Annotated in this window: 33 protein-coding genes and 1 tRNA gene; 13 read left to right on the top strand and 21 right to left on the bottom strand. The window is 63.3% G+C overall.

From position 1 onward, the window contains the following. Positions 1-18: 18 nt before the first annotated feature. From ribB to IQ782_RS06875, 4 genes are all read left to right on the top strand, one after another. Positions 19-1,140 (top strand): 3,4-dihydroxy-2-butanone-4-phosphate synthase, encoded by a 1,122-nt coding sequence (ribB, locus tag IQ782_RS06890; protein WP_194133891.1) that lies wholly within the window; start codon positions 19-21, stop codon positions 1,138-1,140. Positions 1,141-1,142: 2 nt separating this feature from the next. Beyond that, positions 1,143-1,694 (top strand): 6,7-dimethyl-8-ribityllumazine synthase, encoded by a 552-nt coding sequence (locus tag IQ782_RS06885; protein WP_194133890.1) that lies wholly within the window; start codon positions 1,143-1,145, stop codon positions 1,692-1,694. After that, on the top strand, positions 1,691-2,173 hold the full coding sequence (gene nusB / locus IQ782_RS06880; RefSeq protein ID WP_194133889.1) for a transcription antitermination factor NusB: 483 nt from the start codon (positions 1,691-1,693) through the stop codon (positions 2,171-2,173). Before IQ782_RS06885 ends, nusB begins: the two co-directional genes overlap by 4 nt. A 272-nt stretch (positions 2,174-2,445) precedes the next feature. After that, the gene (locus IQ782_RS06875) at positions 2,446-2,757 is read left to right on the top strand and encodes a hypothetical protein (RefSeq protein ID WP_194133888.1); all 312 of its coding nucleotides are present in this window, start codon (positions 2,446-2,448) and stop codon (positions 2,755-2,757) included. A gap of 340 nt (positions 2,758-3,097) precedes the next feature. On the opposite strand, the gene IQ782_RS06870 is transcribed toward IQ782_RS06875, so the two are convergent. Beyond that, positions 3,098-3,838 carry a COG3904 family protein gene (locus IQ782_RS06870; protein WP_194133887.1) on the bottom strand — a complete coding sequence of 247 codons (741 nt, stop codon included), beginning with the start codon at positions 3,836-3,838 and terminating at the stop codon, positions 3,098-3,100. A gap of 10 nt (positions 3,839-3,848) precedes the next feature. Further along, a complete protein-coding gene (locus tag IQ782_RS06865; protein ID WP_194134081.1) occupies positions 3,849-5,195 on the bottom strand; it encodes a coiled-coil domain-containing protein in 1,347 nt (448 codons plus the stop codon). Between the two features lie 121 nt (positions 5,196-5,316). On the opposite strand from IQ782_RS06865, the gene IQ782_RS06860 reads away from it, so the two are divergent. Next, entirely contained in the window at positions 5,317-5,778 is a 462-nt protein-coding gene (locus IQ782_RS06860; protein ID WP_194133886.1) for an MmcB family DNA repair protein, read from the top strand. 18 nt (positions 5,779-5,796) lie between these two features. Here the strand turns inward: IQ782_RS06860 and IQ782_RS06855 are convergent, their stop codons facing one another. Then, positions 5,797-5,991: a DUF6324 family protein gene (locus IQ782_RS06855; RefSeq protein ID WP_194133885.1), complete on the bottom strand. Its 195-nt coding sequence runs from the start codon at positions 5,989-5,991 to the stop codon at positions 5,797-5,799. 72 nt (positions 5,992-6,063) lie between these two features. Here IQ782_RS06855 and IQ782_RS06850 point away from each other — a divergent pair, with 72 nt between their 5' ends. The 3 genes from IQ782_RS06850 to IQ782_RS06840 all read left to right on the top strand — a co-directional run bounded on the left by IQ782_RS06850 (position 6,064) and on the right by IQ782_RS06840 (position 7,067). Further along, positions 6,064-6,579: a GNAT family N-acetyltransferase gene (locus tag IQ782_RS06850; protein ID WP_420832628.1), complete on the top strand. Its 516-nt coding sequence runs from the start codon at positions 6,064-6,066 to the stop codon at positions 6,577-6,579. A 53-nt stretch (positions 6,580-6,632) separates the two neighbouring features. Then, positions 6,633-6,709, top strand: a tRNA-His gene (locus tag IQ782_RS06845). Positions 6,710-6,887: 178 nt separating this feature from the next. Beyond that, positions 6,888-7,067 (top strand): hypothetical protein, encoded by a 180-nt coding sequence (locus tag IQ782_RS06840; protein WP_194133884.1) that lies wholly within the window; start codon positions 6,888-6,890, stop codon positions 7,065-7,067. On the opposite strand, the gene IQ782_RS06835 is transcribed toward IQ782_RS06840, so the two are convergent. The 16 genes from IQ782_RS06835 to IQ782_RS06760 form a co-directional block, all read right to left on the bottom strand. Then, entirely contained in the window at positions 7,060-7,530 is a 471-nt protein-coding gene (locus IQ782_RS06835; RefSeq protein WP_194133883.1) for a hypothetical protein, read from the bottom strand. The two genes, IQ782_RS06840 and IQ782_RS06835, sit on opposite strands and share 8 nt — an antisense overlap. Beyond that, positions 7,523-7,945: a hypothetical protein gene (locus IQ782_RS06830; RefSeq protein WP_194134092.1), complete on the bottom strand. Its 423-nt coding sequence runs from the start codon at positions 7,943-7,945 to the stop codon at positions 7,523-7,525. The genes IQ782_RS06835 and IQ782_RS06830 overlap by 8 nt, the downstream gene beginning before the upstream one ends. Next, on the bottom strand, positions 7,945-9,003 hold the full coding sequence (locus tag IQ782_RS06825; protein WP_194133882.1) for a phage portal protein: 1,059 nt from the start codon (positions 9,001-9,003) through the stop codon (positions 7,945-7,947). Before IQ782_RS06825 ends, IQ782_RS06830 begins: the two co-directional genes overlap by 1 nt. Next, the gene (locus IQ782_RS06820; protein WP_194133881.1) at positions 8,996-9,502 is read right to left on the bottom strand and encodes a hypothetical protein; all 507 of its coding nucleotides are present in this window, start codon (positions 9,500-9,502) and stop codon (positions 8,996-8,998) included. The genes IQ782_RS06825 and IQ782_RS06820 overlap by 8 nt, the downstream gene beginning before the upstream one ends. Then, complete coding sequence (locus tag IQ782_RS06815; protein WP_194133880.1) at positions 9,499-10,104, bottom strand: HK97 family phage prohead protease; 606 nt, start codon at positions 10,102-10,104, stop codon at positions 9,499-9,501. Before IQ782_RS06815 ends, IQ782_RS06820 begins: the two co-directional genes overlap by 4 nt. Before the next feature lie 4 nt (positions 10,105-10,108). Next, positions 10,109-11,341, bottom strand: coding sequence for a phage major capsid protein (locus IQ782_RS06810; protein ID WP_194133879.1), 1,233 nt, complete (start codon positions 11,339-11,341; stop codon positions 10,109-10,111). A 58-nt stretch (positions 11,342-11,399) separates the two neighbouring features. After that, positions 11,400-11,705 (bottom strand): HNH endonuclease, encoded by a 306-nt coding sequence (locus tag IQ782_RS06805; protein ID WP_240989159.1) that lies wholly within the window; start codon positions 11,703-11,705, stop codon positions 11,400-11,402. Next, entirely contained in the window at positions 11,702-13,237 is a 1,536-nt protein-coding gene (locus IQ782_RS06800; RefSeq protein WP_194133877.1) for a terminase large subunit domain-containing protein, read from the bottom strand. The genes IQ782_RS06805 and IQ782_RS06800 overlap by 4 nt, the downstream gene beginning before the upstream one ends. A gap of 93 nt (positions 13,238-13,330) precedes the next feature. After that, complete coding sequence (locus IQ782_RS06795) at positions 13,331-13,687, bottom strand: hypothetical protein (RefSeq protein WP_194133876.1); 357 nt, start codon at positions 13,685-13,687, stop codon at positions 13,331-13,333. Continuing rightward, the gene (locus IQ782_RS06790; protein ID WP_194133875.1) at positions 13,687-14,097 is read right to left on the bottom strand and encodes a hypothetical protein; all 411 of its coding nucleotides are present in this window, start codon (positions 14,095-14,097) and stop codon (positions 13,687-13,689) included. Before IQ782_RS06790 ends, IQ782_RS06795 begins: the two co-directional genes overlap by 1 nt. 64 nt (positions 14,098-14,161) lie before the next feature. Continuing rightward, the gene (locus IQ782_RS06785) at positions 14,162-14,344 is read right to left on the bottom strand and encodes a hypothetical protein (protein ID WP_194133874.1); all 183 of its coding nucleotides are present in this window, start codon (positions 14,342-14,344) and stop codon (positions 14,162-14,164) included. Between the two features lie 126 nt (positions 14,345-14,470). Next, entirely contained in the window at positions 14,471-15,619 is a 1,149-nt protein-coding gene (locus tag IQ782_RS06780) for an AAA family ATPase (protein WP_194133873.1), read from the bottom strand. After that, positions 15,612-16,175: a hypothetical protein gene (locus tag IQ782_RS06775; protein ID WP_194133872.1), complete on the bottom strand. Its 564-nt coding sequence runs from the start codon at positions 16,173-16,175 to the stop codon at positions 15,612-15,614. Before IQ782_RS06775 ends, IQ782_RS06780 begins: the two co-directional genes overlap by 8 nt. After that, the gene (locus IQ782_RS06770; RefSeq protein WP_194133871.1) at positions 16,168-16,353 is read right to left on the bottom strand and encodes a helix-turn-helix transcriptional regulator; all 186 of its coding nucleotides are present in this window, start codon (positions 16,351-16,353) and stop codon (positions 16,168-16,170) included. The genes IQ782_RS06775 and IQ782_RS06770 overlap by 8 nt, the downstream gene beginning before the upstream one ends. A 213-nt stretch (positions 16,354-16,566) precedes the next feature. Further along, entirely contained in the window at positions 16,567-17,748 is a 1,182-nt protein-coding gene (locus IQ782_RS06765; protein ID WP_194133870.1) for a tyrosine-type recombinase/integrase, read from the bottom strand. A gap of 375 nt (positions 17,749-18,123) precedes the next feature. Next, positions 18,124-18,447: a DUF6476 family protein gene (locus IQ782_RS06760; protein ID WP_194133869.1), complete on the bottom strand. Its 324-nt coding sequence runs from the start codon at positions 18,445-18,447 to the stop codon at positions 18,124-18,126. On the opposite strand from IQ782_RS06760, the gene IQ782_RS06755 reads away from it, so the two are divergent. The 5 genes from IQ782_RS06755 to IQ782_RS06735 all read left to right on the top strand — a co-directional run bounded on the left by IQ782_RS06755 (position 18,446) and on the right by IQ782_RS06735 (position 23,367). Next, positions 18,446-19,474 carry an RluA family pseudouridine synthase gene (locus IQ782_RS06755; protein WP_194133868.1) on the top strand — a complete coding sequence of 343 codons (1,029 nt, stop codon included), beginning with the start codon at positions 18,446-18,448 and terminating at the stop codon, positions 19,472-19,474. The genes IQ782_RS06760 and IQ782_RS06755 overlap by 2 nt on opposite strands. Positions 19,475-19,654: 180 nt before the next feature. Then, positions 19,655-20,551, top strand: a complete 897-nt coding sequence (rpoH, locus tag IQ782_RS06750) for an RNA polymerase sigma factor RpoH (RefSeq protein ID WP_194133867.1) — start codon at positions 19,655-19,657, stop codon at positions 20,549-20,551. A 110-nt stretch (positions 20,552-20,661) separates the two neighbouring features. Next, positions 20,662-21,636 carry a Gfo/Idh/MocA family protein gene (locus tag IQ782_RS06745; protein WP_194133866.1) on the top strand — a complete coding sequence of 325 codons (975 nt, stop codon included), beginning with the start codon at positions 20,662-20,664 and terminating at the stop codon, positions 21,634-21,636. Positions 21,637-21,775: 139 nt separating this feature from the next. Continuing rightward, complete coding sequence (gene phaR / locus IQ782_RS06740) at positions 21,776-22,333, top strand: polyhydroxyalkanoate synthesis repressor PhaR (protein ID WP_194133865.1); 558 nt, start codon at positions 21,776-21,778, stop codon at positions 22,331-22,333. A gap of 80 nt (positions 22,334-22,413) precedes the next feature. Beyond that, complete coding sequence (locus IQ782_RS06735; protein ID WP_194133864.1) at positions 22,414-23,367, top strand: DMT family transporter; 954 nt, start codon at positions 22,414-22,416, stop codon at positions 23,365-23,367. Here the strand turns inward: IQ782_RS06735 and IQ782_RS06730 are convergent. Then, a complete protein-coding gene (locus IQ782_RS06730) occupies positions 23,355-24,566 on the bottom strand; it encodes a DegT/DnrJ/EryC1/StrS family aminotransferase (RefSeq protein ID WP_194133863.1) in 1,212 nt (403 codons plus the stop codon). The genes IQ782_RS06735 and IQ782_RS06730 overlap by 13 nt on opposite strands. Positions 24,567-24,677: 111 nt before the next feature. Next, a complete protein-coding gene (locus IQ782_RS06725; protein ID WP_194133862.1) occupies positions 24,678-25,979 on the bottom strand; it encodes an NAD(P)/FAD-dependent oxidoreductase in 1,302 nt (433 codons plus the stop codon). Positions 25,980-26,032 lie beyond the last annotated feature (53 nt).

Genomic DNA, 26,032 nt, shown 5'->3' with positions numbered 1-26,032 from the left:
GACGAATTGCGAGGCGACATGGCGGACTACGAAAACCCCGGACCGGTTGAAGAAAACTGGAAAGACGCGATTTCCTCGGTCGAGGAGATCATCGAGGACGCCCGCAACGGGCGGATGTTCATCCTCGTCGACCACGAGGACCGCGAGAACGAGGGCGACCTCGTGATCCCGGCGCAATGGGCGACCCCCGACGCGATCAACTTCATGGCGACCCATGGTCGCGGGCTGATCTGCCTGTCGATGACTTCCAAGCGCATCGACGAGCTGGGCCTGCACCTGATGTCGGTGAACAACTCCTCGCGCCACGAGACGGCCTTCACCATCTCGATCGAGGCGCGCGAGGGCGTGACCACCGGCATTTCGGCCGCCGACCGCGCCAAGACCGTGGCCGTGGCCATCGACGCCTCGAAGGGCGCCGCCGACATCGCCACGCCGGGCCACGTCTTCCCGCTGCGCGCCAAGGATGGCGGCGTGCTGGTCCGTGCCGGCCATACCGAGGCGGCGGTCGACGTCTCGCGGCTTGCGGGGCTGAACCCCGCCGGGGTGATCTGCGAGATCATGAACGAGGACGGCACCATGTCGCGCCTTCCCGAGCTGGTGGCCTTCGCCCAGAAGCACGGTTTGAAGATCGGCACGATCTCGGATCTCATCGCCTACCGCCGCCGCCACGACAACCTCGTGCGCGTGCGCTCCGAAGAGGTCGTCCGCTCGGAGTTCGGCGGCGACTGGCACATGCGCATCTACACCGACCAGTCCCATGGCGACGAGCATATCGTGCTGACCAAAGGCGATATTTCCGGCCCCGAGCCGGTGCTGGTGCGGATGCACGCGCTTGATCCGATGCTCGACATCATCGGCACCGGTCACACCGGACGGTCCGACGAGTTCCGCGACTCGATGCAGGCGGTGGCCGAAGAGGGGCGCGGCGTGGTCGTGCTGCTGCGCGACACCTCGATGAAGCTGGAGTTGCATGATGACGTGTCTCCGCGCACCCTGCGTCAATACGGGCTCGGTGCGCAGATTCTCTCGTCGCTCGGCCTGTCGAAGATGGTGCTGCTGACCAATTCGCCCACCCCGCGCGTCGTCGGGCTCGAGGCCTACGGGCTCGAGATCGTGGGCACCCGCAAGATCGGAGAGTGACGATGGCCTCGAGCGAAACCCACTACACCCTGCCGCGCGCCGAGTTCGACAAGCCGGTGAAGATCCTCATCGTCGTGGCACCCTACTACAAGGATATCGCCGACGAGCTGATCGCCGGCGCCATCGCCGAGATCGAGGCGGCAGGCGGCTTTCACGAGATCGTCGAAGTGCCCGGCGCGCTGGAAGTTCCGACCGCCATCGGCATCGCCGAGCGCATGTCCAACTTCGACGGCTACGTGGCCCTGGGCTGCGTGATCCGCGGCGAGACCACCCACTACGAGACCGTCTGCAACGACAGCTCGCGCGGGCTGACGCTGCTCGGCCTGCAGGGGCTCTGCATCGGCAACGGCATCCTCACCGTCGAGAACTTCGAGCAGGCGCGCGTGCGCGCCGAATCGACGGGCCAGAACAAGGGCGGCGGTGCCGCGGCTGCAGCCTTGCATCTTGTGGCGCTGGCCCGTAGGTGGGGCGGCGCCCGCAAGGGGGTGGGATTCGTGCCCGCCCAGGATGAATACCAGATCGCGGGCGCTTCCAAAGGAAAGCATAGCGCATGACGACCCCGGTCCCCCCCTCCGGCAATCTCAAACGCCGTATGAAATCCGCATCCCGGCTCTATGCCGTGCAGGCGCTCTACCAGATGGAGATCTCCGGCACGACGGCTGAGAAGACGATGCGCGAATTCCTCGACTACCGTTTCGGTGCGGAAGTCGAGGAGGGCGTCGAGCTGATGGACGGGGACGTGGACCTTTTCGGCAAGATCATCAGCGAGGCGGTCAACTGGCAGGCGAAGATCGACCAGATGACCGACCGCGCGCTGGTGGCGAAATGGCCGATCGACCGGATCGACCCGATCCTGCGCGCGCTGTTCCGCGCCGCCGGTGCCGAGATGGTGGCGCTCGACACGCCGCCGAAGGTGGTGATCACCGAGTTCATCGACGTGGCCCGCGCCTTCTTCAACGAGGGCCGCGAGGTGCAGTTCGTCAATGCCGTGCTCGACCACATGGCGCGCGAGGCCAAGCCCGAGGCTTTCTGAGGCCCTGCGGGGCAGGGGGCGCTGCCCCCGCCGCGGCTGCGCCGCGACTCCCCCGGGATATTTGATCCTAGAAGAAAGGGCCGGTCGCGCGCGTCGTGACCGGCCCTTTTCTCGGCCGCCTTTGGCACCGCGCGCCGCTGTCCTCGGGGAAGCGCGGCTTGCGTTTCACTGCGGCATGCCTACATTTGAATGTGACGGAGCGGAATTCTCCGCGGGTCTTGTGCTTTGACGCGGGTCCGCTACGCTTCTTTCACCTGATGAAGGAGAGTCACATGCCGAAACTCGTCCGCCTCTACATCACCCAATGCGCGATCGGCTTCGGCCTGTCGGCGGGGTTCGTGGCGCTGCTGCTCTGGCAGAATGTCGCCAACCTGCAGCATCTGGTGACCCATTCCGACGCGGGCATGCTGGCGGTGTTTCTTTTGTGGATCTTCAACGGGCTGGTCTTTGCCGGTGCGCAATTCGCCATGACGGTGATGCGCCTGTCCGGCGATCAGGACCGGCCGACCGGGGGCAAGCGCATGGCGGTCGAGCCGATGCCGATCCGCATCCCCGTCGAGCAGAAGAAGCGCCGGCTGCTCTGACCGCGGATGACCTGTTGCGAATCGAAGCGCCTCCTCGCGGGGGCGCTTTCTTGTTGTCGGATGTCCCAGCCGACCGTGGCGCGCGGCTGCGCAGGGCGGGGATGTGCGACCATGTCGGTAGAGAAAGCGGCGGGAACCGGTCCTTCCGTGGGGTTATCTCATTCCCGAGGACCTGTATATACAGGTGGGCGTCAGGTAACCGGACCAGGGCCCGGACAGAGCCAACTCCCTCGGAATTGCTTAAGGCCACCGGAATGCAACCATGCACGCAAAGGTCAGAACCCGCCTGATCCCGAGATAGTGCCGGCAAGGCTCCGCGACAAGGGGCGAGGTGCCGGAGTCAGCCTTCCGGCGTCACGAATTTGTATCGGGCCAGTTCCTCGGGCAGCAGGATGTAGATCTGATCGGCGGGAGTGGCGAGGGCGGGGCGCAGCACCATCGGGTCAATGCCCATCTCTTGCAGGTATTCCATGACATCGCCCTGGCCGCGCTGGATCTGCTCGACGGCGACGAAGGCCGGCAGCAGGGTGCTTTCACCGAAATAATGCTGGTGCACGCCGACGGAGGCACCTTCGGGGATGTCGCGGGGGGTGCCGGCGGCCAGCAGGTAGGGGCAGGCGGAATAGCAGAATTCCCCCTCGAGCATCCGCGTGCCGAGGCCCATCTGCCGCAGGTGCCGCCCGATCGCGAGCGCGTCGGGCACCGAGCCGCCGGGGCTTTGCAGGATCAGCCGCTCGATGCCGGGGGCCCCGTCCAGCGCGGCGATGATGCGCTCGGCGTCTCCCTCGGCGATGGTGCCCTCGAGCCGCCATGTCCCGCCCTCGGCCTCAGTCAGCGCGAGGCGGTTCGGCAGCTTGCCGGGATCGCGCAGCGGCGACAGCGGCGGCAGGTCGCGATTCGGCGCGAAGGTGCGGCGCTGGTCGCCGGGGGTGACCGGTTGGGTCAGGCGCGGCGCTGACGGGCCGAAGCGCGGCAGGGAGAAATCGCCGCTGCTGAGATCGCCGAGCACGAGGAAGGCCCCGAGGGCGATTTGCAGCAACAGGGCGCCGGTGAGGGCGCGGGCGACGGTCAGATGCCTCATCTGCGGTGTCTCATGGCGTGCGCCCGGTGAAACGTGAGACCTCGGGAGCCTCGGGTTTTTCGGCGGCAGGCTCAGCGTGGTCGTCGCGCTGCGCGGAAATGGGCATGGGCGCGGCGGCGGTCGGGTGCAGCGTGCCCTCGACCTCGCGCATGGCGCGCAGCGCCGCGCGCAATTCGGCCAGCGTCAGCGTGTCCTCGATCTCGGCACCCTCGCGGCCGTGGCGGATCGCGCCGTGGGTGACGGCAAGGATCAGCACAAGCACCGCGGGCAGCAGGTCGATGGCGATGGCGCCGGCCCAGGAGGGGATGAAGTTGCGGGCGTACATGATCACCGCGTCGGCGGCCGAAACCGGCGTGTAGGTGACCTCGGCGGCGGGGGTCAGCGCCAGCACGTTCTGGGCGGCACGCTCCAGCGTGGTGGCGCGCTGCCCCAGGACCTCCAGCACGGAGGTGATCGCCGCCGCCTGGGTGCCGCGGTCGATATCATTGCGGCCATCGAGCTCGGGCAACACCACCGAGGCGGCGAGATCCTGCGCCGCGCGCTCGACCAGCGGCGCGACCGACAGCTGGCGGAGCTGCGCGATGAGGCCCTGCAGCTCTACCGCGGCCCCGGAGAATTCCACCGAGCGTGGCTCGACCGGGCCGGGCTCGACGGTGAGCGCGCGCATCCGCGACAGAATGGCGTTGCCCTGCGCGAAGGCGCTGTCCACCAACGGCGTCTGCTCGGCGATCTGCGTCTCGAGGGCGGAGAGTTCCGCCGATTTCTGCCGCAGCACGCGGAACACCGCGCCGCGCCCGGCGAGGCCGGAGAGCGATCCCTCGGCTTCCTGCTCGGAGAGATCCTCGAAGCTCTGCCGCACCCGCGCCACGTCGCGCTCGAGCGACTGGCCGGTCAGCGCGATTTCATGCGTGCGCTCCAGCGCGCCCTGGTAGTCCTGCACGGTTTCGGCCAGGTGCTGTTCGACTGCCGCCGAGCCGGCCAGGGCCGCGGCGTTCAGCCAGGAGGACATGGCGATGATCGCCAGCGAGCCGAGCCCCATCGCCCCCAGAAGCCCCATGCGGGAGCGGGTCGAGCGCATCGCCGGGAAGAGTCGCATCAGGTAGGACCAGAAGACGAAGATGCCGACCGAGACCGCCACCGAATAGGCGATGGCGGCAAAGACGGTGAAAGCGCCACCTTCTTCGAGCAGCGAGGAGACGCCGAGATAGGTATAGATGCCCGAGGCGACCGAGAGCACGCCGAGCGCGGTGCCGGAAAACGTGTCGAGCCAGCCAAGATGCTGTTCGAGCTCGCGCGCATGACGCAGTCCGCGGGTCTTCGAGCCGGGGGAGCGGATGTCGCCGGTCTCGTCGTGCATCGTGTCGGTCATCGCCGGGGCCTCCTGCAAGCATGTGACAGCAAATAGGCGTGCGCGCGGCGCAAAAAAGAGTGAGTGGGCTGCGACTTGCCTTTGTTCACCTAATGTTCATAGTGGGGGCATGACCCTTCTGAACGAAACCCCGATGATGCCCGGTCAGCTGCTGGCGCGCGGCGTGTGCCGTCACCTGGCCAGCCTGGGCTTCGCGCCGGTCGAGGAATTCGTGCCCGAGCGTGGCCGGCGCGTCGATGTGATGGCGCTGGGACCGAAGGGCGAGATTTGGGTGGTGGAGTGCAAGAGCAGCCGGGCTGATTTCATGTCGGACGGCAAGTGGCAGGGCTATCTCGACTGGTGCGACCGCTATTTCTGGGCGGTGGACGAGCTGTTCCCGACCGACCTTCTGCCCGAGGGCACCGGGCTCATCATTGCCGACGCCTATGACGCCGAGATCCTGCGCATGGCGCCCGAGCACAAGCTGAACGGCGCGCGGCGCAGCGCGCTCACCCGGCGGTTTGCCACCCATGCGGCGCGGCGGCTCCATGCGCTGCGCGACCCCGAGGCGCGCCTGGACGCCTGGGGGTGACGTGCCGGGAATCGCGCCTTAGCGACGTTTCTTGACGTTGCGCGCCGTGGCGGCGGCAGCGCGCAGCTCCTCGGCGATTTCCTCGGCTTCCTCGGGATCGAAATCCATCGGGATCTCGAGGTCGCCGGCATAGATGTAGAGACGCACCATGCCCTGATCGGTCGGGCCGATCTGCAGGTTGGCTTCGATGTCGCGTTCGGTGTTGATCCCCATGACCGTCCCCATGAAACTGGAATTGCGCGGGCTTAGACCCGCAGGGTGCATATTGCAAGCGCGGGGGGAGTGATGTCCATGTTGCACGCGGCGGGTGAGCCGATCGACCTGCGGGTCTACGGTCCCGGCGACCGGGAGTGGCTGGTGCGCCAGCATGCCGAGCTTTACGCCCGTGACGAGGGGTTCGACGCAAGCTTCGGGACCCTGGTCGATCGGATCCTGCGCGACTTCGACGCCAGCCATGATCCGGCACGCGAGCGCGGCTGGATCGCCTGGGAGGGGAGGCAGCGGCTTGGCAGCATCTTCTGCGTCGACGCGGGCAGCGACGGCGGCGCGGCGCTGGCCAAGCTGCGCCTCTTCCTGCTGCTGCCGGAGGCGCGCGGCCGGGGGCTGGGACAGCGCCTGCTCGACACTTGCTTGGGATTCGCGCGGGACGCCGGCTACCACCGCATGACGCTCTGGACCCATGAAAGCCATCGCGCCGCCTGCGCGCTCTACGCGAAGAACGGGTTTTCCCTTGTGTCTTCAACGCCCGTGACCAGCTTCGGCGTGCCGCTTGTCGAGCAGCATTGGGAGCGGGCAATTTAACTCAGGATTGGGGCTTGCAATCGAAAAGGGCTGGCGTTATTCCCCCCGAGCGTGCCGCCTTAGCTCAGTAGGTTAGAGCGCTTGATTGTGGATCAAGAGGTCTCCCGTTCGAACCGGGAAGGCGGTACCATTATAAATCAATGACTTATGCGTAAGTTAAAGCCCCTATCGCTAGGGGCTTTTGGTTTTTGGGGAACGCCGGGGGAACAATGGCCTTACATAGCGCGTGATGCGAACTCGCGTCAGACCATCTTGCCCGATTCCTGCCATCTGCTACCGTTCGCGGACCTATAGAAAGAGGAAGTGAAATGAGTAGCGATTCCGACAAGGGCTTGGCCGTCACAGCGCACGATATGGCTAAAAACATTTGGTACGACTCGAAGGGTACCAGCCCGAAAATTCAAGACGCTGGGGAGTTTCTGAAACTTGTCGATGCGTGCGCCAAGGCGCTGAAGGGAGCACTTATCAACGGGAACAGCTTTAAGTAAGGGTCCTACCCCTCGCGCTCCTAGGCTGCTTCTCAGCCCACGTAAGCGCGTAACGCACGGCCTCGGGGATGCCTACCTCGGGGCCATCAATCTCAGCCTCTATCACCGTCACACGGCCTAGACGGATCGCCACGGAACCGTCTTTGCGGGGCTTAGGGGTCTGATAGACAAATTCGCCGGTCTCTTCGCCCCGGTCATCGACCACCCGCGCAGCCTCTTCGATGCTTACCACGTTCCACCATTCGGGCGGGTAGAAGGCCAGCGGCTTGGAGCACTTGGCCCCTTGGTCGTGGAGCATGTAACGGACCCGGCGCTTACCCACGCCATAGCCAAGCTTTTCCTCCACCAGCGGCCACAGGTCGTCAGCACCATGGGGCGACATGCCGGATGGTGCAGGCGGATATTCCCCCGACACCACCTTTTGCGCCCAGACGACTTCAGAGAGTTTGACGGCCTTACGCATACTTCCGCAGCCTCTCGCGTTCCTTGGCCCGCCATTCCGGGTCTTTGGACTTCTCAGCGTGCCAAGCCCGACTTGCCGCCCGCATCTGCTCGGCTGCCTCGGGCTCATTCTCCCGCCGGTCGCGCCGCTGTTCGTTGTATTGGTCTACCTTGCCGGGGTTCGCCTCAAGCCAAGCCGCATTCACCGGACGCACGTACTCGCGATATTCCGGCGTCCGGTGGCGTTGCAGGACGCATTCAATACAGGTGCCACTGGAAACCCACCGCTCGGCGACATGCCCATACTTGCAGGGTTTGCCGGTGAAGAAGCGCACCAGTCCGATGCTGCGGGCGGTCTCGCGGTCCACCTCTGGCCCCCAGTAGTAGGTTACCGGGGGCGATTGCTTTTCAATGATGTACTTTGCGCGGCCTGCCATCACTCGCCCCAATCTACCAGTTTCATAGCGGCGTCAGGGTCCACGCCCGCCTCTTTCGCCATCGCCATTGCTTGAATGATGGTGGCAGCGGCACGGGCACGTCCGCCCGCATCAAAAGCTTGGAGCGGTCGCATAACGTCGAGCTTGACCGTTTGGCCCAGCTTGGCGCTGATCTCCTCGGCCATGAGCATGGCAATGGGTTGGAGCGTCCATTGAGCGAGATGCCGTTGAGCCTCGCGGATAAGCGGCCCTTGTGCGTTATCGGCCACCAGAGCGGGCAAAACGCCATAGGCATTCAGGATCGCGCCCTTTGCCGCCTTCCAGTTCTCCGTTGCCATGGTGCCCGTCATATCCGGCGACAAGCTGGACGGCTTCCAATCTTGCGCAGGAGCGGCCCCACCAGCCGCAGAGACGTTGACACTCTCGCGCAGCATGATGCGCCCACGACGCCCACGGAAGCCGCTTGCAAGGGTTTCTAGGTCAGTGCCAGGGGCTTCGGGGAACGGCACGATATGGGAGCCAAGAGGCGCGTTGGCGTAGACCTCGGCCAGCGACGTTTCCAGCGTGTGGAGCATGTCAGCGGAAAGCGTCGATCGGCGCAGCGGGGAAATGCCGTACCAAGGCGCGACAGGATCGGCACCAATGACGAAGTGCAGGACTTCAGCGGCAAGAGCGGTCACGGCATACGCGCCGCCGGTCTCGGGGATACTAAGGCGATACGCACGGGGCTTGCCGTTGCGGGTGGACATTTCCCAGTCAGCGGCAGGCAGTAGCCCGCTATCTGAGATGTAGAATACAGCCTCGCCACGGAGCGCCAGAGAGCGGGCAGCAAGGGCCATATCGCGCCGGGTCAGGAGCGACGTGCCGTCGATATCCGCAGCACACAGAGCGCCTTCCCAGAGGCTCACAGCGCCTTGCACGGTCGCGGTAAGTTCGCCAAGGCCAGTCTGCCCGGAAACATACGCTTCGCGCGCCGACATGACTTGAGCGGTATAGCCCGCCGCAGATACGGAACGGGTCTCTTGGGGTTCGGACTTCCGCTTGAACCAATCAAACATGAGCGGCACCTTCCTTGCGGTATTTCTTCAGGAGTTCGGCAGCGCCAGAGTTGCCCAGTGCGCCAAGATCCACGCGGCGGGACCAGCTTTCGCTAATGTCGCCAACGTCGATGGAATAGCGGGACACGCCCGTGAGCGAGGTTCCGGCGTAGTAGTCCGCGAGGCGCTTGTAAGCCTCTTCAACGCCATCCGTGACGGGCTGCCCGCCGATGGTGCAGCGAACAATGCACCGCTCGGAAATGGTCACCTCGCCAAACTCGTTAACCGTGGCCGCTTCCCCGTTCACCGTGTCGATGGTGGCCGGGAAATTGTAGGGCTTCCACAGCACCTCGCACGGCGGGTTCACCACGTAGTCAATCACAGCGGTAGACCAGCGGCAGGTTGTGTACCCTTCCAGCTTGGACCAGATCACTTCGGGCACAGTGCCAGTAACGCCGCTAGGAGCCGCCGGGAACGTGATGGAAACTTCGGTCTCGGATTCGATGTAACGGGAGGTCATGCGCGCCACCTGTATGCTGCCGGTTTGTGGTTGGGGACGATCAGCCCGCTATCGAGTTGGCGCATGTCCAGTTCGGTGCCGTCATAGGCGGGACGGGTCACGATGCTCATCTCAAACAGGATTGCCTCGAAGATGGTGCGGATAAGCGCGTTGCCTTCCTCGGGGTCTTCCTCTTCCACCGTCTCGGCCTCTTCCACGGCCTCGGGAGGCGCGACACGGAAGCCGGGGGAAATGCCAATCATCAGGCCAGACAGGAACGCGGCAAGGAAATCTTTCCACCATGTCGATTCCTGAATTTCGGGAACAATGATTGCCTCGAATAGCAGGGCTTCGTCTGTATCGTTAAACAGCAGCGTTCCCGCTTTCTTGCTGGCAAGCGGCTTATCGAAGCTATGGCCCACCAGAAGGTTAATATCCCGCTCGGGGTCATGAATCGCGAAGTTGAAGGAATGGGGAGCGAATTGCTCTTTCTGAGGTCTACGGCCATTCCCACCGGAATGGATCGTTGCCCGGTTCATATAGGGGAACCTGCCATGAAGGCGGCGAGTACCATCACCCGCCGCCCGCATTTCAAGCCCGCCGTTGAAAATGGGGGCTTCCATGTGTTTACCCGAAGTTGGTCAGAATACGGGTTTGCAGACCACGCGCCACGGTCACGTCAGCAGTGACAAGGCCGGTCAGGACAAGCTGTCCCGATGCTGCGCGGGTGTAGGGGTCGCGGATCATATCGACAGCGCCCCAGAGGCCCACAAAGGCCGGTGCAACGCCGTTAACCGTGGTGGTCATGATCGCGCTGCCAGCGGTGAGCTGGTTTGCCAGAATGGGCGACACGCCATGCTTGGTCATCCGGTCGAGTTCGGAAACCGCAGTGCCGGAAATCAGCGTATCGTCCAGATCACCCCAGATAGCGGGCGGGAATGCCAGCTTGACCTGCGAGGGGTCGGTAATGGCGTTCGCTTCCATGAAGGCGATGATCTCGGCGCGGAACGCAGCCCAGTCAGGCGCAGCGGCGGTCATATCGGTGGACGTGATGCCATAGGTTGCAGCGCCGGGGACGATGCCCAGAGGCTGGCCCGCAGCACCAGTGCCGTTGATAATCACGTTGTCCAGGGCGACGGCGATTGCCGCGCTCATGTCTTGGCGGACAGCGTTTTCCAGCCCTTGGCCCGTTTGCTTGAGGCTCTTGCGGGTAATAACCATTTGCGCGCCAAGGGTGTTGTCCGGCGACATGGTGACTTCGGTGGTCTGATAGGCCGAAGCTGCACCCACGTCCGACAGTTCGTCAGCCTGCCAGCCCGTAACGGCACCAGCGGTGGCAACAGGCCATTCAGCGGTCCCCTGCGGAATATTGACCGACGACACGCCCAGCTTGGCGGCAACGCTGTTCGGGAAGATGCGCCCGATGATGTTGCGGGTTGCCTTAGGGGAGAACAGGTCAGCCGAGACGGTCTCGCCAGCGCGTTGTTCCAGAGCGGCAAGGGGGAGCGGGATACCGCGATAACCACCAGCGGAGCGCAGTTCGTCCACAATCTCTTTGGTGGCACCATCGAGCGAACGGCCCTCATCGAGAGCAAGCGCGACTTGGCGGACCTCGAAGCGGTCGATCATGCCAGCCCATTCTTTGTCCGAACGGGTTTCCAGTTCCTCGCCAGCTTCCCGGCGCTCGGATTCTTCGGAAATCATAGCGGCACGAAACCGGACCTCGGCGGAACGATATTCCTTGTCCATTTCTTCCATAGAGCGGATCTCATCGGCGGTCGGGTTTTCCTTCCCGGCCAGTTCCGACAGAGCCTGCCGAATTTCAGATTGACGAAGCGAAATCTTTTTCGATTCCAGCATTAATTAAATCCTCGGATTGTTACAGTCATCATGACAACCGAAGAATATCAGCCGATAATCACTTTTCTAAATCGGGCAGGTCCCGCTTCAGGAATGCGTCCCATTCCTTCCGCTCAGGAGATTTATCGGGGAATCCCATTTCCAAGCGCGTCTTTCGCGCATGGCATGCAATGCAGAGCGTTTGCAGGTTATCGAGGTCATATTCCGCACCGCCGTCTCGAATGGCCTTGATGTGGTCCACCTCAAGACGGCCTCTATTGCCACATTCGACACAGCGCCAATCGTCACGGTCTTTCGCCTGCTTCCGTACCACCTTCCAGCGGGCCGTCTTGTAGATCGCGGAACCGTGGCGGGCATACCTCATGCCCATGCGAAGCGCGGCGCTCTGGTGGCAGGCTTGTTCACCATGCGGGCACCCTCGGCCACGGCCAGCAGAGAGGCCGCAGCGGCGTCAATACGGCCCAGAGAGCGCGCCTTTGCCAGCTTGTGGTTCCCGGCAGGGTCAACCAGCGTGATAGCGTCAGAGAAGGCGCTACGCAGCAGCAGGCTAGGAACGGTTTGCACCTTGCCCTCGAATAGCGCGCGGCGGAAGCGCTCGATATCTTCCGCGCCGTCCTTCCAGCCAAATCCGCGCCATATGAAGGGCACGCGGTCGAGACCGGCAGCCCGCATAGCCTCGACAAACTCAGCATGGCGGAAACGGTCCCCGACGATGCAGGCAATCCCATGACCATCCGCAAGCGCCACCACCTCGGCCAGCCACCGGCCCACGGGAACGGTCGTGTCCCCCATAGTGGTCAACTCGCCCCGATCCTGCATTTGCGTATAACGGTCAGACACGCCGTCAGAAGCCCCACGGTCGGCGAGAGACGGCACACACGGAAACGTCCCGACAGCCTCAAGACGGCCCGTCTCGGGCCAGTACAGCGCCGCTGCGGACATGCTACGGGAGCCGCCCAGATCCACACCCAGAACGCACGGCCCTTCGCGTGGCGGCAGTTCGTCCGGCGACACTTCGGCAGACAGCCATTCGTCCACCGTGACCAGCATAGAGCGGTCTTCCGTCGAGACCCGTTCATTGCGGTTGAGATTGCGGAACGACGACAGTGCGGAACCACCACGGGCGATAGCGCGGCGGGCTTGAGACACCAGCCATTCGGCGGTCGAGCCGATACCTTCCTTGGAGCCGGGGTTGGCGATCAGCAGGCTTTCCAGATCGTCAGCAGGGAGGCCGAACGCCGGGCGATGCTCTTGCACGTAGGAGCCGGGCGGCGGTTCATCGAGCCACCGGGAAAAGGTGTTGGCGTCATCAGGTGCGGACGTGGAAATGATAAGCGCCCGCCCGTCACGTTTACCAAGGCCGGACAGGATGGCGTTTTCTAGGTTGTCGCCTTTCTCGCGGTCCCAAGCGGCGCGCTCATCGAGGATAGCCAGAGTAGGGGCACCGCCAAGGATAGACTTGCCATCGGCAGCGATACAGCGGGCGAGACCGCCACCATTGCCGCTATACTCCACCTCCAGCTTGGATCCGCGACGGATGGTGAACAGCTCTTGCTCATGGTCGGGCAGCGTCTCCACGAAGCCCACGATGAAGTTGAAGGCGATCTTCGCTTGGTCACGGTTGCGCGCGGCAAGGATCACCTCGCGCTTGGGTTGGTCGGTCAGTTCCCCCATGACGTCAGCCAGAGCGAGACCAGCGGAAAGTGCGGTCTTGCCATTACCACGACCAATAGACAGGCAGCCCACCATGATACCGGGAGCAAGAGCGCCCTTGATGAATTGCTTTTGATAGGATGCCAGTTTAACCGGCTTCCCCGCCATTTTACCTTCGGGGATGCGCAATTTATTGAAGAACGCAATTGCGGAAGAGGCTTGTTTACTTGGTCTACCCGCCATTTTTCCCCCGAATTTTTCTGAGAGAGACTTCGCAACCCCGCTCCGCGTACGCCGGTTCACCCATATCGAGGGGCATTGGGACCTTATATGCAGTCATCGGCATATGATCCGAACGGCAACGGGATCACCAGCACCGGGCAGCGGATGCACAGCCAGCACAGCACGGGCAACGCCATCAACCTTCACTTGGTCGCCAGCATTGGGCATGTCCGTGGGGACACCACACTGCACACTGAGGTCAGTAGCTACGATGCTGCCGCTACCATTCACAAACTCTTCCGTCACGCCGCTCACAATGGCGTCTAGGGTTTCGTCGGTCTCCACTGTAGTTGGTGGATCCCAAGGGTTCGGGCCTGGCACTGTCTCGGTCTTGGTCAGCGTCACGCTGCCATGCCCATAGGACGCCATAAGACGCCCATGCGCTGCCCTTGCACGATCATAGAACGCCATCAGCTACGCGCCTTCACATTGCGAATGGCTTGGGCTTGCAATGCCTTGAACTTGGATGCGGTGATCTCAATGAAGAACTTACCGGACTCACCATCTCCGCCATAGTTCTCTTTGATCGCATAGGGGGCTGTCACGCTGATATAAGCTTTCTCACCAATCTTCATATTGGCAATGGTGGCCATGTTCTCGGCGGTCATATCCACGTATTGTTTGGCAGGGTCAGTATCCACCGGCACAAGCCCTGTATCCGTCACCAGCACACTACGCTTGAGATTGCCCGTCACCTCAGGCATTGCGCGCATTAGCTCTTGATAGACCAATCTCAGAAACTCTTGAAACGCTTCGTCCGGCAATGTCTTGGCCTTCTTCGTCCATGCGCCAACAGACGCGGCAAATCCCTTAGTGCTCATGTTCCACCCTCATAATCATTTGGTAATAATAAGCCCCGCACGGTGGCGGGGCTAATCGGGGTGGTTATAGCTTCTTCAAGAAAAGATCGTAGTGTTCGCCGACCGGATTGACCGACATAATCCTGTACCGATCCCCCTTTTCTTCTAAAATCTGCCCAACGGCAGGAACAAATCCACACTGCACCGTTGCGAGCTTTCCGCCACGCACAATTCCGAATGCAATCATTCCACCAATCTTCATACTCATCCTTCCTCAGTTATGGGCGGGACACGGGACACCCCTATAGGGGTGTGTCCCGTCTGTCCCGCTACATTGCATAACAACTGCCGATCGGGACAACGGGACATGTCCCGCAAATGTCCCGCTTGTCCCTCATAGCAAATCCTCCACGCCATGGCCTTTAAGAATGTAGAGATCATGGTTAACGTCAAAGAGGTCTTGGTTCTGCCGTTCCCGATTGAACGCACGACGCTTGCTGTCCGTGTTTTCGCCGGGATGCTTGCGATAGAAGTACTCGCGCCAGTCTTCGAGATAAACACCACGGAATCCGCCATCATCGCGAACGCCCTTTTCGTGTGCCGCCATCTTGAAGCTCTCGATAGCAATACGCTGGTTGGCATTCAGCTTGCCTTTCTTGGTCGGCACATCGGCTTGGCGCAAAACGGCAGACCCGAACGGATTGCCTTTTTTGTCCGTCCCAAGCGGCACGTCCACCAATTCAAAGCCGATCTCTTCCGGCTCTGGCGCATCCTTCATCTTTGTCGCGGTCATGCTAACGACGCCGTTTGACCTCTCAATCCGGTATTCAGCGTCTAGCGCACCCTTGAGCGCCATTGCGCCACGTGCTCGGCTCTTGTCCCCGTGTCCGGTGTGGTGGACTAGAAGAATGGTGGCACCGGGATAGCGCGCCCTTAGATCATCAACAGCGCAGATGAATGTCCCCATGTCTTGCGTGGAGTTCTCATCACCAGAGCCGAAGCTGCGGGCTACCGTATCTACGACGATCAGGCGGGGTTGACCGTGAGAGGCCGCAACAGCATCACACGCCGCACTGACGGCCTGCATGGTGGCACCGTCAAGGAAGTTCGCCGCCCGCTCGCTCTTGAAGAACGGCAAGCTGGCAGGGTCTTCAATGCCGTTCTCTTTCGCCCATGCCATGAAGCGCCGGATAATGCCGTTGTGTCCTTCACCAGCCATATAGACAACCGGACCGTGCATGACTTCACGCCCATGGAAGGGGATCCCGGCGGCAGTGCATCCCGCCAAGTCCAGTGCCAGGAACGTCTTGCCGCATCCGGGATCACCAAACAGAAGCGACAAAGTTTCCGTCTCGATCAGGCCATCAATCAGAAACTCAGGTTCCGTCAGTTCTAAGCTGCCAATGGGGACAAGGTTAAAGGCTTGGGGCGCTGGTGCCGCCTTTCCTTTGTAGGGCGCGGGCTGGAGGGGGACGACTTTCGCCGCCTCCTTCTGTTTATCTTCGACCTCTTTAGCCGCCAGCCAGCTATCCACCTCAGCCATACTGAGCCTCGCGGATCGCGATAGCGGCAGGGATGTATGCCACCGGACCCTCTTCCCAAAGAAGGCAATCTAGGTACCCAGCCCATTCCGCAATCTGGTCCGCAGCGCCGCAGGTTGCGATATCGCCGCGTTCGGATGCCACATTTCGGGTGCGAACGGCAGCGTCCATCCAAGCCTTCACCATGTCACGCCCACGACCATCAAACAAAAGGCTGCCGTCGTCCGACTTGGAAACCTTTGAAAGCGTAATTGCCACATGGTCCCGGATTTCCTCTTCATCGCCACCGACATACGTAAGTGCGCAAATGTCATAGAGGTCGCAAAATGCGGGGTGTTCGCGATAGGCAGAACGGGGCAGCGGTTTATCCGTCTTCTCACGGTACGCGGCAACGCGATCGTTCCATTTCGCGACCTCGGCCCGCTTGGCGTCAACCACAGCTTCAAATGCCTCTATTGTGCAATCAAAGGTATCTGTGATATCAAAGCCGTAAGTACCGTTATCCTTCATCTCTTGCGCCCCCAGTTCGCCGCTGGGGGTTTCTTTTTGATCAAGCATTCGTGGCGCACCCCTCAATCCATTCCGCAAGATCGGCTTCTTTCCAGTAGCGCCGGGTTCGGATGTAGATCGGTTTGGGGAAGGCCATCTCTTCGTCGTTAAGATAGCGCCAAAGGGTCATCTTCGTGACGCCGCCGAGGCGCGCGCACACGTCATTCGCAGTAATAAGGTTCGGCATTCTTGTTGCCCCATCATAGCAAGCAGTGCTAAGAAGGGGGCAGATCCTCGCAGGTATCTACCCGGCCCCTTGAGAGCGTTGGCGCGCTCTCGGGGCCTTTTCCTTCGTCAGAGTTCGCACGTTCGTCTCTGATGTGAACAGTTTAGCAAGAAGTATAACAACGCCGCAAATTGGGGATCCGCATCAATCGCGATTTCTTATATAAACAAGGGGTCATTCGTCTTCGTTGTTCCCCGTGATGCGCCGAATGTTTTCTGCCCAATGCTCAAGTGCTTCTCGCATCTCGATAGAATATTCGTGGTGATTGTAGCGGCCTGCGATGCCGCCATGCTTGCCGCTGACATGGTTTAGCGCCTTCTCTACAACCTCGATTCGCGCGTAGAACGCCAAGCCGGTTGCGCAGCAATGGCGCAGGTCGTGCCATGTCCAATGCGGGATTTCCCGCTCGGCAAGCTTTTCCATCTCTTTGGCGATGCGTTGCTGCCCCTTGGTGAAGCCACTTACCGGCGAGCGCCCGTTGGTGGTGAAGAGATAGCCCCTAGGATTTTCGATGCGGGGCAGGGCTTCGATGATGTCAAAGGCCATCTCAGAGAGCGGTACTGCATGCGCTCTGCCGTTCTTCGTTCGTCCGCTAGGCAGGGCGAGACTTTCGCCACGAAGTTCGTTGTCCGCCATGTGAGCGATTTCGTTGCGCCGTTGGCCCGTAAGAAGAAGTAGCTTACCGATGTCGCCCCATGGGTAGCCCACCTTATCGCAAGCCTGCCAGAACCACCTAATCTCATCCTCATCAAAGAGCCGATCTCGCTGCTTCTCTTTGACTGCTTTCTTGATCCTATCAGCCGGGCTGACTTCCAGCTTTCCGCGATCACAGCACCAATTCAAAAATGCCTTGGTGTACGCCAGACAGCGGTTTGCAGTGACGCCGCGTCCGCTGGTGTTGATGTCGTCAATGACGCTCTGCACGTCTTCTCGCGCTATGTCGGTCAATACGCGCTCTCCCAGCGCGGGCCGGATGAAACGTTCAAGCATTGCCTTGGCTTGATCGCCGGATTTCAGCGCCGCCAACTTGCGCTTGTAATAGTCATCCAGTGCGTCACTGACGGAGTTGGTGGGAGCTTCGGTCTTAGCGGTCCGCACCTGTGCCTGAGGGTCGAAGCCAGATTGCACCTCGCGGAAAACGTCCCGCGCTCTATCCCGTGCATCCGCTAGCGACATGTCAGGATACTTGCCCAAGGTCATGCGGGGCTGTTTGCCGCCGAACCTGTAGCGCACCTTCCAGCTTTTCTTACCGGTAGGCTGCACCACCAAATAAAGCCCTGGCATCATCGCGTCCGGTATCTCCTGCCGGGCGTCAGACGCCTTGATGTTCTTAACGGTCGCTGCTGTCAGCTTCATCCCTCGCCCCTTTCTGGGGAACAAATTGGGGAACGGTTAGCCCTATAGCTTCTGTTCCCCGGTGTTACGCACTAAGCATAACATATGCATAAAAGCCCTTGTTTCAAGGGGCTTGATCGGCATGGGATGTCTTGTCTTGATATGTGCTGTTATGGGGTGAATCTTGATTGTGGATCAAGAGGTCTCCCGTTCGAACCGGGAAGGCGGTACCATCTTCCCTCTTACATGACAGCGGCGTTGTCCACGGGTTGCGAGCCGTCGCGTGGCCGCACAGCGCTGTTTCGGGGCTTTGCCCCGTCCGCGCCTGCGCGCGGACTCCCCAGGATATTTGGACCTAGAAGAAGGCTGCCGCCCAGGAAGTCTCTCGGCGCGCGCCTAGTCGGCGGGGGCGATCGCGATGGTCTGGCGCAGCTGCTGCGTCTTGCGGTCGTAGATCAGGATGCGGTTGTCGGTGGTGACCACCGCATACCAGTCGCCGCCTTGGGTGAAGGCGCTGGCGGTGGCGCCGGCGGGCAAGGTGATTTCGCTGGGCAGCGGCACGGGTGCCCTGGTGGCTGCGGTGAAGCGGATGACAATCAGCGACACAATGGCTACAAGCCCTGCGATCATCACCGCCGTGAGCACGGTCACCAGCCGGCGCAGGAAGCGCAAGTTGGCCGGTTCGGGCAGGAGTTCGGGATCTTCAGGAGTATTGGACATGGAGCAGCCTCTGCGCGTCGTCATCGGGGAAAACCCGCCGCCGCGTCTTGATAAGGCGCTGGCACGCGATGTGCCAGAGGAAGCCGCGCTGTCGCGCACCCGCCTCGCGAAGCTGATCGCCGAGGGCGCGGTGACGCGCGGCGGCGAGGTGCTGTCCGATCCCAAGACGAAGGTCGAGGAGGGGGACGTGCTGGAGATCCGCGTGCCGCAGGCGGAGGACAGCCACATCGGTCCCGAGGATATCCCGCTCGACATCGTCTGGGAAGATGAGGACCTTGTGGTCGTCAACAAGCCCGCGGGCATGGTGGTGCACCCTGCGCCGGGCACGCCGACCGGCACGCTGGTCAACGCGCTGCTGTTCCATTTCGGCGACGCGCTCTCGGGTGTCGGCGGCATGAAACGGCCGGGCATCGTGCATCGGATCGACAAGGACACCTCGGGGCTGCTGGTGGTGGCGAAGTCCGACCGGGCGCACCATGGGCTGGCGGCGCAATTCGAGAAGCACAGCGCCGAGCGTGCCTATCTTGCGCTGGTCCACGGGGTTCCGAGCACCGCCGATCCGCGCCTGCACGGGGTGCGCGGCGTTTCGGTCGAGCCGGGCGAGGTGATCCGCATCCAGTCCGGGCTGGCGCGGCACAAGACCGACCGGCAGAAGCAGGCGGTCTATTTCGACGGGCAGGGACGCCACGCCACGACGCGGGCGCGGGTGCTGGAAACTTTTGGCACGCCGCCAGCACTGGCGCTGGTCGAATGCCGGCTGGAGACCGGGCGCACCCATCAGATCCGCGTGCACATGGCCCATGCCGGCCACGGGCTGATCGGCGATCCGGTCTACGGCGGGCGCCGCAAGATCGCCGCCAAGGCGCTGCCGCCGCAGGTCGTGGCTGAGATCGGCCGCTTCGAGAGGCAGGCGCTGCACGCGGCGCTGCTGGGCTTCGAACACCCGGTGAACGGCGAGCAGCTGCGCTTCGAGGCCGAGCTTCCCGCGGACATGGCGCATCTGTTGCAGACTTTGCGCGAGGGCTGACATATCCTTCGCATCTGCGTGAGATCGTCGAAATCCGGATCCGCGCGGCGGGACTGTGCGTTAAATACGTGAAAACCTTGAACACCCCTCGGTGCGCCGCTGCACAGTGGGGTGGTTGAATTCCATCGAGGGGCTGCCCATATGGCATGTTAACCCTCATAACATTGGAGGAAGGGGCACGTGAGCAACTATGCCAATCTGCCGGCGCCGTCGCCGGAAGCCGGCCTCAGCCGCTACCTGCAGGAGATCCGCAAGTTCCCGCTGCTGGAGCCGGAAGAGGAATACATGCTGGCCAAGCGCTGGGTCGAGGAGCAGGACGCCGAGTCGGCCCACAAGATGGTCACCAGCCACCTGCGTCTCGCGGCGAAGATCGCCATGGGCTACCGGGGCTACGGGCTGCCGCAGGCCGAGGTGATCTCGGAGGCCAACGTCGGGCTGATGCAGGCGGTGAAACGCTTCGATCCCGAGAAGGGCTTCCGCCTCGCGACCTACGCCATGTGGTGGATCCGCGCCTCGATCCAGGAGTACATCCTGCGCTCGTGGAGTTTGGTCAAACTCGGCACCACCTCGGCGCAGAAGAAGCTCTTCTTCAACCTGCGCAAGGCGAAGAACCGCATCGGCGCGCTGGAAGAGGGCGACCTTCGGCCCGAGCACGTCGAGAAGATCGCCACCGACCTCGGCGTCTCGGAGGACGAGGTGATCTCGATGAACCGGCGCCTGTCGGGCGGGGATGCCTCGCTCAACGCCACCGTCGGCTCCGAGGGCGAAGGGTCCATGCAATGGCAGGACTGGCTCGAGGACGAGGATGCCGATCAGGCCGCCGACTATGCCGAGCGCGACGAGATGGATGCGCGCCGGGCGCTGCTGGCGCAGGCGATGGATGTGCTCAACGAGCGTGAGAAGGACATTCTCACACAGCGCCGTCTCGCCGAGCAGGCGGTGACCCTCGAGGAACTGTCGGGCATCTACGATGTCAGCCGCGAGCGCATTAGGCAGATCGAAGTGCGTGCCTTCGAGAAGTTGCAGAAGCGCATGCGCGAGCTGGCGATCGAGCAGGGCATGCTCACCGACGCCTGAACCATCTCCGGCTTGAACCTTGTGAACGCCTGCCGCCTTGCGGCGGGCGTTTCGCTTGCGGGCCGCGCTGTGGGCGCTACCATCCGCCCGACTGAGGAAAGGGAGAGATCATGGCCAATCATGTCAGATGGGGCATTCTGGGCGCGGCGAATTTCGCGAAGAACCACATGGGCCCGGCGATCCATGCCGCGCGCGGCGGGGCCTTGAGTGCCATCGCCACCTCCAGCGCCGAAAAGGCCGCACCCTTCGCCGACTTCGCGCCCGGTCTGAGGGTGCATGAGAGCTACGAGGCGCTGCTGGCCGATCCCGAGATCGACGCCGTCTACATTCCGCTGCCCAATTCGCTGCATGCTCAGTGGACACGCAAGGCGGCCGAGGCAGGCAAGCACGTGCTCTGCGAAAAGCCCATCGCCATGCAGGCCGAGGAGATCGACGAGCTGATCGCCGTGCGGCAGGCGACGGGAAAGCTGGTGGCCGAGGCCTGGATGGTGGCGCATCACCCGCAGTTCGCCAAGGCGCGCGAGCTTTTGCAGGCGGGCGAGATCGGCGATCTGGTCCGGGTCGACAGCACGCACAGCTTCTTCAACGACGATCCGGGCAACATCCGCAATCAGGCCGCGGTGGGCGGCGGCGCGCTGCGCGATGTCGGCGTCTACGCCTTCGGTTCGGTGCGGCTGATCACCGGGCAGGAGCCGGGCGAGATCCTCGCGGCCGAGATCGACTGGCAGAACGGCGTGGATGGCGCGGCGCATGTGATGGCGCGGTTTTCGGGGTTTCTCTACACGGGCCGGGTCTCGACCCGCGCGGCCCCCTGGCAGGAAATCCTGCTGCACGGCACCAAGGCGGTGATGCGCCTGCCGGTGCCGTTCAACGTGCAGGTGTTCGGCGAGGCTCGGCTGGAACTGCACGGGCCGGGTCTGGAAACCCGAACCTGGCGCTGGCCGGCAGAGAATCATTACGTGCTGCAGGCCGAGGCGTTCAACGCGGCGGTGCAGGGGCGGGCCGACTATCCGCTGCCGCTGGAGTTCTGCCGCGGAACGCAGGAATTCATCGACCGGGTGTTCGCCGCTGCGCCGCAGGTGTGATGCTGCGCAGCATTTTTCCGGCCGCGGCGCAGAAACAGCGCGGCGGCCGTACAGCAAGTATCGGTGAAACTGAGGCTTTTCTTTTTTTCTGCGCTCGCATAGGCTTTTCATTGAGCTCTGCGTGGAGGGAGGCACCATCGTGGCCGACAAGGACAAACCGCTGCTGATCAAGCGCTATGCAAGCAGGCGGCTCTACAATACCGAGACCAGCGATTACGTGACACTCGAAGATATCTCGGGCTTCATCCGGGATGGGCGCGATGTGCAGATCGTCGATCTGAAGTCGGGCGATGACCTGACCCGCCAGTACCTTCTCCAGATCGTCGCCGAGCACGAGAGCCGCGGCGAGAGCGTGCTGCCGATCAACGTGCTGACCGACCTGGTGCGCAGCTATACCACGCAGGCGACTTCGGTGGTGCCGCAGTTCCTGGCCGCCAGCTTCGAGATGTTCCGCGACAGCCAGAGCAAATGGGCCGAAGGCATGAGCCAGATGAACCCCATGATGCCGAAGATACCGGGGCTCGAGGCGATGAAGGCGCAGCAGGAAGCCTTCCTCAAGGCAATGGCCGGCAACATGGGCAAGAGCTGGTCCGGCCCCGAGAAGGAAGCGCCGACGGCCGAGAGCGACGAGGATCTCGCGGCGATCAAGAAGCAGCTCGCCGAATTGCAGCAGAAGCTCTCGAAAATAGACAAGTGACGCAGCGGGCCCTTCGGGGCCCGATGTTTTTTCGCAGGATCCGGATTTCCTCTGCCCTCGGCATCGGGCAAAGCACGTCCATGGAACATTCGGCGTCTCCCCGTATCGACCGGCTCTCTGCCCTGCTGCTGCTCTCGCTGGCGGCGCTCTGGGGCAGCAGCTTCCTTTTCGCCAAGATCGCGCTGACCGAACTCAGCCCGATGCAGGTGACGCTGCACCGGGTGGTGCTGGCGCTGCCGGCGCTCTGGCTGGTGCTGCGCTGGCGCGGGCTGCGGGTGCCACTCTCGCCGCGCCTCTGGGGGTCCTACCTCGTGATGGGGGCACTGAACAACGCGCTGCCCTTCACCCTGATCTTCTGGGGCCAGACCCATATCGAGACCGGGCTGGCAGCGATCCTCAATGCCTCGACCGGGGTGCTGGGCGCGGTGGTGGCGGGGCTTCTGCTGCGCGACGAGCGGCTCAGCTGGCGCAGGCTGGCGGGGGCGGCGTTGGGGCTTGCCGGGGTGGCGGTGGTGATCGGCCCGGATCGGCTGACAACGCTCGATCCGCGAAACCTCGCGCAGGGCGCGGTGCTGCTGGCGGCGCTGAGCTACTCGCTCGCCAGCGTCTGGGCCAAGCTCCGTCTCTCGGGCCAGCCGCCGCTGCTCAACGCCTTCGGGATGCTGGCCGGCAGCGCGGTGATCATGCTGCCGCTGGTGGTCTGGCAGGAGGGCCTGCCGGGGCCGCACCATTCGGCCCGTGTCTGGGGCGCCTTGCTCGGCCTGTCGCTGCTGGCGACCGCGCTGGCCTTCATCCTCTATTTCGCCATCCTGGTGCGGGCCGGGGCGGCGAACCTCATGCTGGTGACGTTGCTGATCCCGCCCTTCGCCATCGTGTTCGGCCGGATCTTCCTCGGCGAACAACTCCCGCCCGGCGTCTATTTCGGGCTGGCGATCATCGCCGCGGGGTTGGTGGTGACCGACGGCAGGCTGGCGGCACGGCTGCGCCGCCGCAGGCCAGCCGCGGCCAGCAAAGACATGTCTCAGGTGCCATAGGCAGGCAGCGGCCCCATCACCCCTTCGGCGGCATCGACCAGCACCTCGGCCACGGCCGTGCACTCCGCCAGCGTGAGCCGTGCCGGCAGGCGGGTGTCACAGGCCCGTTCGAGCATCGCGCGGGTGCGCGGCAGCTCGGGCACCTCTTCGAGAAACTGCCAATTCCAGAAGGCGCGGGCGTTGTCGGTTGAAAGGCCGAACAACTGCACCTTCACGCCTGCGGCCTCGGCGGCGGAGAGAAACGCGCGCATGTCCTCTGCGCTCATCCCGGTCAGGTTGAACTGGAGCGAATCTGGCGCGCGGTCCTCCGGCGTCAGCTTCTCGGGCACCTCGATCCAGGGCGAACGGCGCAGGATCTCGGCAACGTGGTCGTGGTTGCGCCGTCCGTCGCGCACCCGGCGCTCGACATGGGCAAGCTGCGGACGGATCACCGCGGCGGCCAGGTTCGACAGGCGCAGGTTGTAGAGCGGCAGGCGGTTCTGCCAGCGCGCAAAGGCCTCCTCGAGCTCGGACGAATTGTCCCCCGGCGCCATGTGTTTTTTCCAGTTGTGCTCGTAGGCCCCCGAGAGGATCACCGCGCGGGCCACCAGTTCGGCGTCATCGGTGATCAGGATGCCGCCTTCGCCTGCGTTGACCAGCTTGTAGCTCTGAAAGGAAAAGCAGCCGATTCGACCGAGCGTGCCGATGTTGCGGCCAGCCCACTTGGTGCCGAGCGAATGCGCCGCATCCTCGATCACCGGCAGACCGCGCGCATCGCAGAGCCGCAGGATCGCGTCCATGTCCGAGGTATGCCCGCGCATGTGGCTGATGATCACCGCGCTGACGCCGTCCAGCTTGGCTTCGAAGTCGGACAGGTCGATGCGGTAGGTCTCGCCGACCTCGCAGAGCACCGGCACGCAGTCGGCATGCACGACCGCCGAGGGCACCGCGGCAAAGGTGAAACCGGGGATCAGCACGCGCGCGCCGCGCGGCAGGTCGAGCGCCTTCAGCGAGAGAAACAGGGCCGCCGAGCAGCTCGACACCGCCAGCGCGTATTTGGTACCGAGCAGCGCCGCGAACTCGCGTTCGAGCAGCGCAACGGGGGCATCCTCGGGGGCGGTGTAGCGGAACAGGTCGCCAGACAGCAGCAGGCGGTCGATCTCGGCGCGGGCCTCCTCGGGAATGGGTTCCGCGTCATGCATGTTCGGAAGACGGCTCATATTGATAAACCCAAATAGTTTCTTTTGAAAATCTTAAACATCACCCCTGTGACACCCAAGTGAAAATCCTTCCCCGTGGGAAGCATTCGCCCGAGATCAGCGGATTTTCTCTCAGAAGCCGAGACGATCGCGCAGCGCGTACCAGCTCATCGCCAGAGCCAGCAGCGGCGCGCGCAGCGCTGCGCCGCCGGGGAAGCCGGGCACCGGCAGGGCGGCCATGGCGTCGAAGCCGGCGGATTGGCCGCGCACCGCCTCGGCCAGCAGCCGACCCGCGTGCACGGCGGTGCCGACGCCGTGGCCGGAATAGCCCGAGGCGGTCAGCATGTTGGGCGCAAGCCGGGCGAGCAGCGGCAGGCGCTTCATGGTGATCGCCAGCGTGCCCCCCCAGGCGTGATCGATGCGCACGTCCGCCAGATGCGGGAAGATCTCCAGCATCGGTTTGCGCACCAGCGCGGCAATGTCGCGCGGGAAGCGGTAACCGTAGCTCTCCCCCCCGCCGAACAGCAGCCGCCCGTCATGGCTGAGCCGGAAGTAGTTCACCACGAACTTCGAATCGGCCACCGCCACGTCGCGGGTCAGCACCTCGTCGGCGCGATTCCCGAGCGGCTCGGTCGCGACGATGAAATTGTTGATCGGCATGACCCGCGCCGCGACCTTCGGTTCGAGCCCGCCAAGATAGCCGTTGCAGGCAAAGATCACCTGGCCCGCGCGCAGCGTGCCGCCGCTGGTGTGGATCAGCACCTCGCGGCCCTGCTCGACGCTTTCGACGTGGCTGGTTTCATAGATGCGTGCTCCGGCACCCGCGGCGGCCTTCGCCAGACCGAGCGCGAAGCGCAGCGGGTGCAGATGCGCCGCGCCCATGTCGAGCACGCCGCCGCGGTAGTCGGGCGAGGGGCAGAGCGCGCGGAAGGCCCCGCCGTCCAAGCTTTCGATCTCATATCCGTAGTTTTCGCCCATGTGCGCGGCGTAGTGATGCAGGTGTTCCACGTCGCTCTTCGACGAGCCGCACCAGGCCACGCCGTCGCGCAGGTGGCAGTCGATGCCGTGCTTGCTGATCAGCGACCGGCACAGGTCCTTGGCCTCTTCGCCAAGCTCCCAGAGCACGCGGGCGTTCGCCGTGCCGACCATCTTCTCGAGGCTCACCTGGTCCTGCCGCTGGCCGGAGCCGAGCTGGCCACCATTGCGCCCCGAGGCACCGAAGCCGACCCGATGCGCTTCCAGCAGCGCCACGTCCAGTCCCGCCTCGGCCAGGTGCAGCGCCGCCGAAAGCCCGGTGTAGCCGCCGCCGATGATGCAGACATCGGCGCGCGCCTCGCCCTCGAGCTTGGGAAAGGGCGGCAGCAGATCGGCCGTCGCCGCGTACCAGCTCTGCGGATACTCTCCGCGCCGATCATTGGAGAACAGCAGGTCCATGGCGCCGCCTTCCGTCTTCTTCTAGGTCCAAATATCTCGGGGGTCCGGGGGCA

The organism is Salipiger mangrovisoli, from assembly GCF_015223355.1.
In the GTDB taxonomy this organism is placed as follows: Bacteria; Pseudomonadota; Alphaproteobacteria; order Rhodobacterales; family Rhodobacteraceae; genus Salipiger; species Salipiger mangrovisoli.
Note: the sequence above shows the minus strand (reverse complement) of the source record. Positions and strands in the feature narration are given on the sequence as shown.

Coding starts and splice junctions, on each gene's coding strand:
- ribB (WP_194133891.1), top strand. CDS start 19: ATGGCGGACTACGAAAACCCCGGACCGGTTGAAGAAAACTGGAAAGAC.
- IQ782_RS06885 (WP_194133890.1), top strand. CDS start 1,143: ATGGCCTCGAGCGAAACCCACTACACCCTGCCGCGCGCCGAGTTCGAC.
- nusB (WP_194133889.1), top strand. CDS start 1,691: ATGACGACCCCGGTCCCCCCCTCCGGCAATCTCAAACGCCGTATGAAA.
- IQ782_RS06875 (WP_194133888.1), top strand. CDS start 2,446: ATGCCGAAACTCGTCCGCCTCTACATCACCCAATGCGCGATCGGCTTC.
- IQ782_RS06870 (WP_194133887.1), bottom strand. CDS start 3,838: ATGAGGCATCTGACCGTCGCCCGCGCCCTCACCGGCGCCCTGTTGCTG.
- IQ782_RS06865 (WP_194134081.1), bottom strand. CDS start 5,195: ATGCACGACGAGACCGGCGACATCCGCTCCCCCGGCTCGAAGACCCGC.
- IQ782_RS06860 (WP_194133886.1), top strand. CDS start 5,317: ATGACCCTTCTGAACGAAACCCCGATGATGCCCGGTCAGCTGCTGGCG.
- IQ782_RS06855 (WP_194133885.1), bottom strand. CDS start 5,991: ATGGGGATCAACACCGAACGCGACATCGAAGCCAACCTGCAGATCGGC.
- IQ782_RS06850 (WP_420832628.1), top strand. CDS start 6,064: ATGTCCATGTTGCACGCGGCGGGTGAGCCGATCGACCTGCGGGTCTAC.
- IQ782_RS06840 (WP_194133884.1), top strand. CDS start 6,888: ATGAGTAGCGATTCCGACAAGGGCTTGGCCGTCACAGCGCACGATATG.
- IQ782_RS06835 (WP_194133883.1), bottom strand. CDS start 7,530: ATGCGTAAGGCCGTCAAACTCTCTGAAGTCGTCTGGGCGCAAAAGGTG.
- IQ782_RS06830 (WP_194134092.1), bottom strand. CDS start 7,945: ATGGCAGGCCGCGCAAAGTACATCATTGAAAAGCAATCGCCCCCGGTA.
- IQ782_RS06825 (WP_194133882.1), bottom strand. CDS start 9,003: ATGTTTGATTGGTTCAAGCGGAAGTCCGAACCCCAAGAGACCCGTTCC.
- IQ782_RS06820 (WP_194133881.1), bottom strand. CDS start 9,502: ATGACCTCCCGTTACATCGAATCCGAGACCGAAGTTTCCATCACGTTC.
- IQ782_RS06815 (WP_194133880.1), bottom strand. CDS start 10,104: ATGGAAGCCCCCATTTTCAACGGCGGGCTTGAAATGCGGGCGGCGGGT.
- IQ782_RS06810 (WP_194133879.1), bottom strand. CDS start 11,341: ATGCTGGAATCGAAAAAGATTTCGCTTCGTCAATCTGAAATTCGGCAG.
- IQ782_RS06805 (WP_240989159.1), bottom strand. CDS start 11,705: ATGAGGTATGCCCGCCACGGTTCCGCGATCTACAAGACGGCCCGCTGG.
- IQ782_RS06800 (WP_194133877.1), bottom strand. CDS start 13,237: ATGGCGGGTAGACCAAGTAAACAAGCCTCTTCCGCAATTGCGTTCTTC.
- IQ782_RS06795 (WP_194133876.1), bottom strand. CDS start 13,687: ATGGCGTTCTATGATCGTGCAAGGGCAGCGCATGGGCGTCTTATGGCG.
- IQ782_RS06790 (WP_194133875.1), bottom strand. CDS start 14,097: ATGAGCACTAAGGGATTTGCCGCGTCTGTTGGCGCATGGACGAAGAAG.
- IQ782_RS06785 (WP_194133874.1), bottom strand. CDS start 14,344: ATGAGTATGAAGATTGGTGGAATGATTGCATTCGGAATTGTGCGTGGC.
- IQ782_RS06780 (WP_194133873.1), bottom strand. CDS start 15,619: ATGGCTGAGGTGGATAGCTGGCTGGCGGCTAAAGAGGTCGAAGATAAA.
- IQ782_RS06775 (WP_194133872.1), bottom strand. CDS start 16,175: ATGCTTGATCAAAAAGAAACCCCCAGCGGCGAACTGGGGGCGCAAGAG.
- IQ782_RS06770 (WP_194133871.1), bottom strand. CDS start 16,353: ATGCCGAACCTTATTACTGCGAATGACGTGTGCGCGCGCCTCGGCGGC.
- IQ782_RS06765 (WP_194133870.1), bottom strand. CDS start 17,748: ATGAAGCTGACAGCAGCGACCGTTAAGAACATCAAGGCGTCTGACGCC.
- IQ782_RS06755 (WP_194133868.1), top strand. CDS start 18,446: ATGGAGCAGCCTCTGCGCGTCGTCATCGGGGAAAACCCGCCGCCGCGT.
- IQ782_RS06760 (WP_194133869.1), bottom strand. CDS start 18,447: ATGTCCAATACTCCTGAAGATCCCGAACTCCTGCCCGAACCGGCCAAC.
- IQ782_RS06745 (WP_194133866.1), top strand. CDS start 20,662: ATGGCCAATCATGTCAGATGGGGCATTCTGGGCGCGGCGAATTTCGCG.
- IQ782_RS06735 (WP_194133864.1), top strand. CDS start 22,414: ATGGAACATTCGGCGTCTCCCCGTATCGACCGGCTCTCTGCCCTGCTG.
- IQ782_RS06730 (WP_194133863.1), bottom strand. CDS start 24,566: ATGAGCCGTCTTCCGAACATGCATGACGCGGAACCCATTCCCGAGGAG.
- IQ782_RS06725 (WP_194133862.1), bottom strand. CDS start 25,979: ATGGACCTGCTGTTCTCCAATGATCGGCGCGGAGAGTATCCGCAGAGC.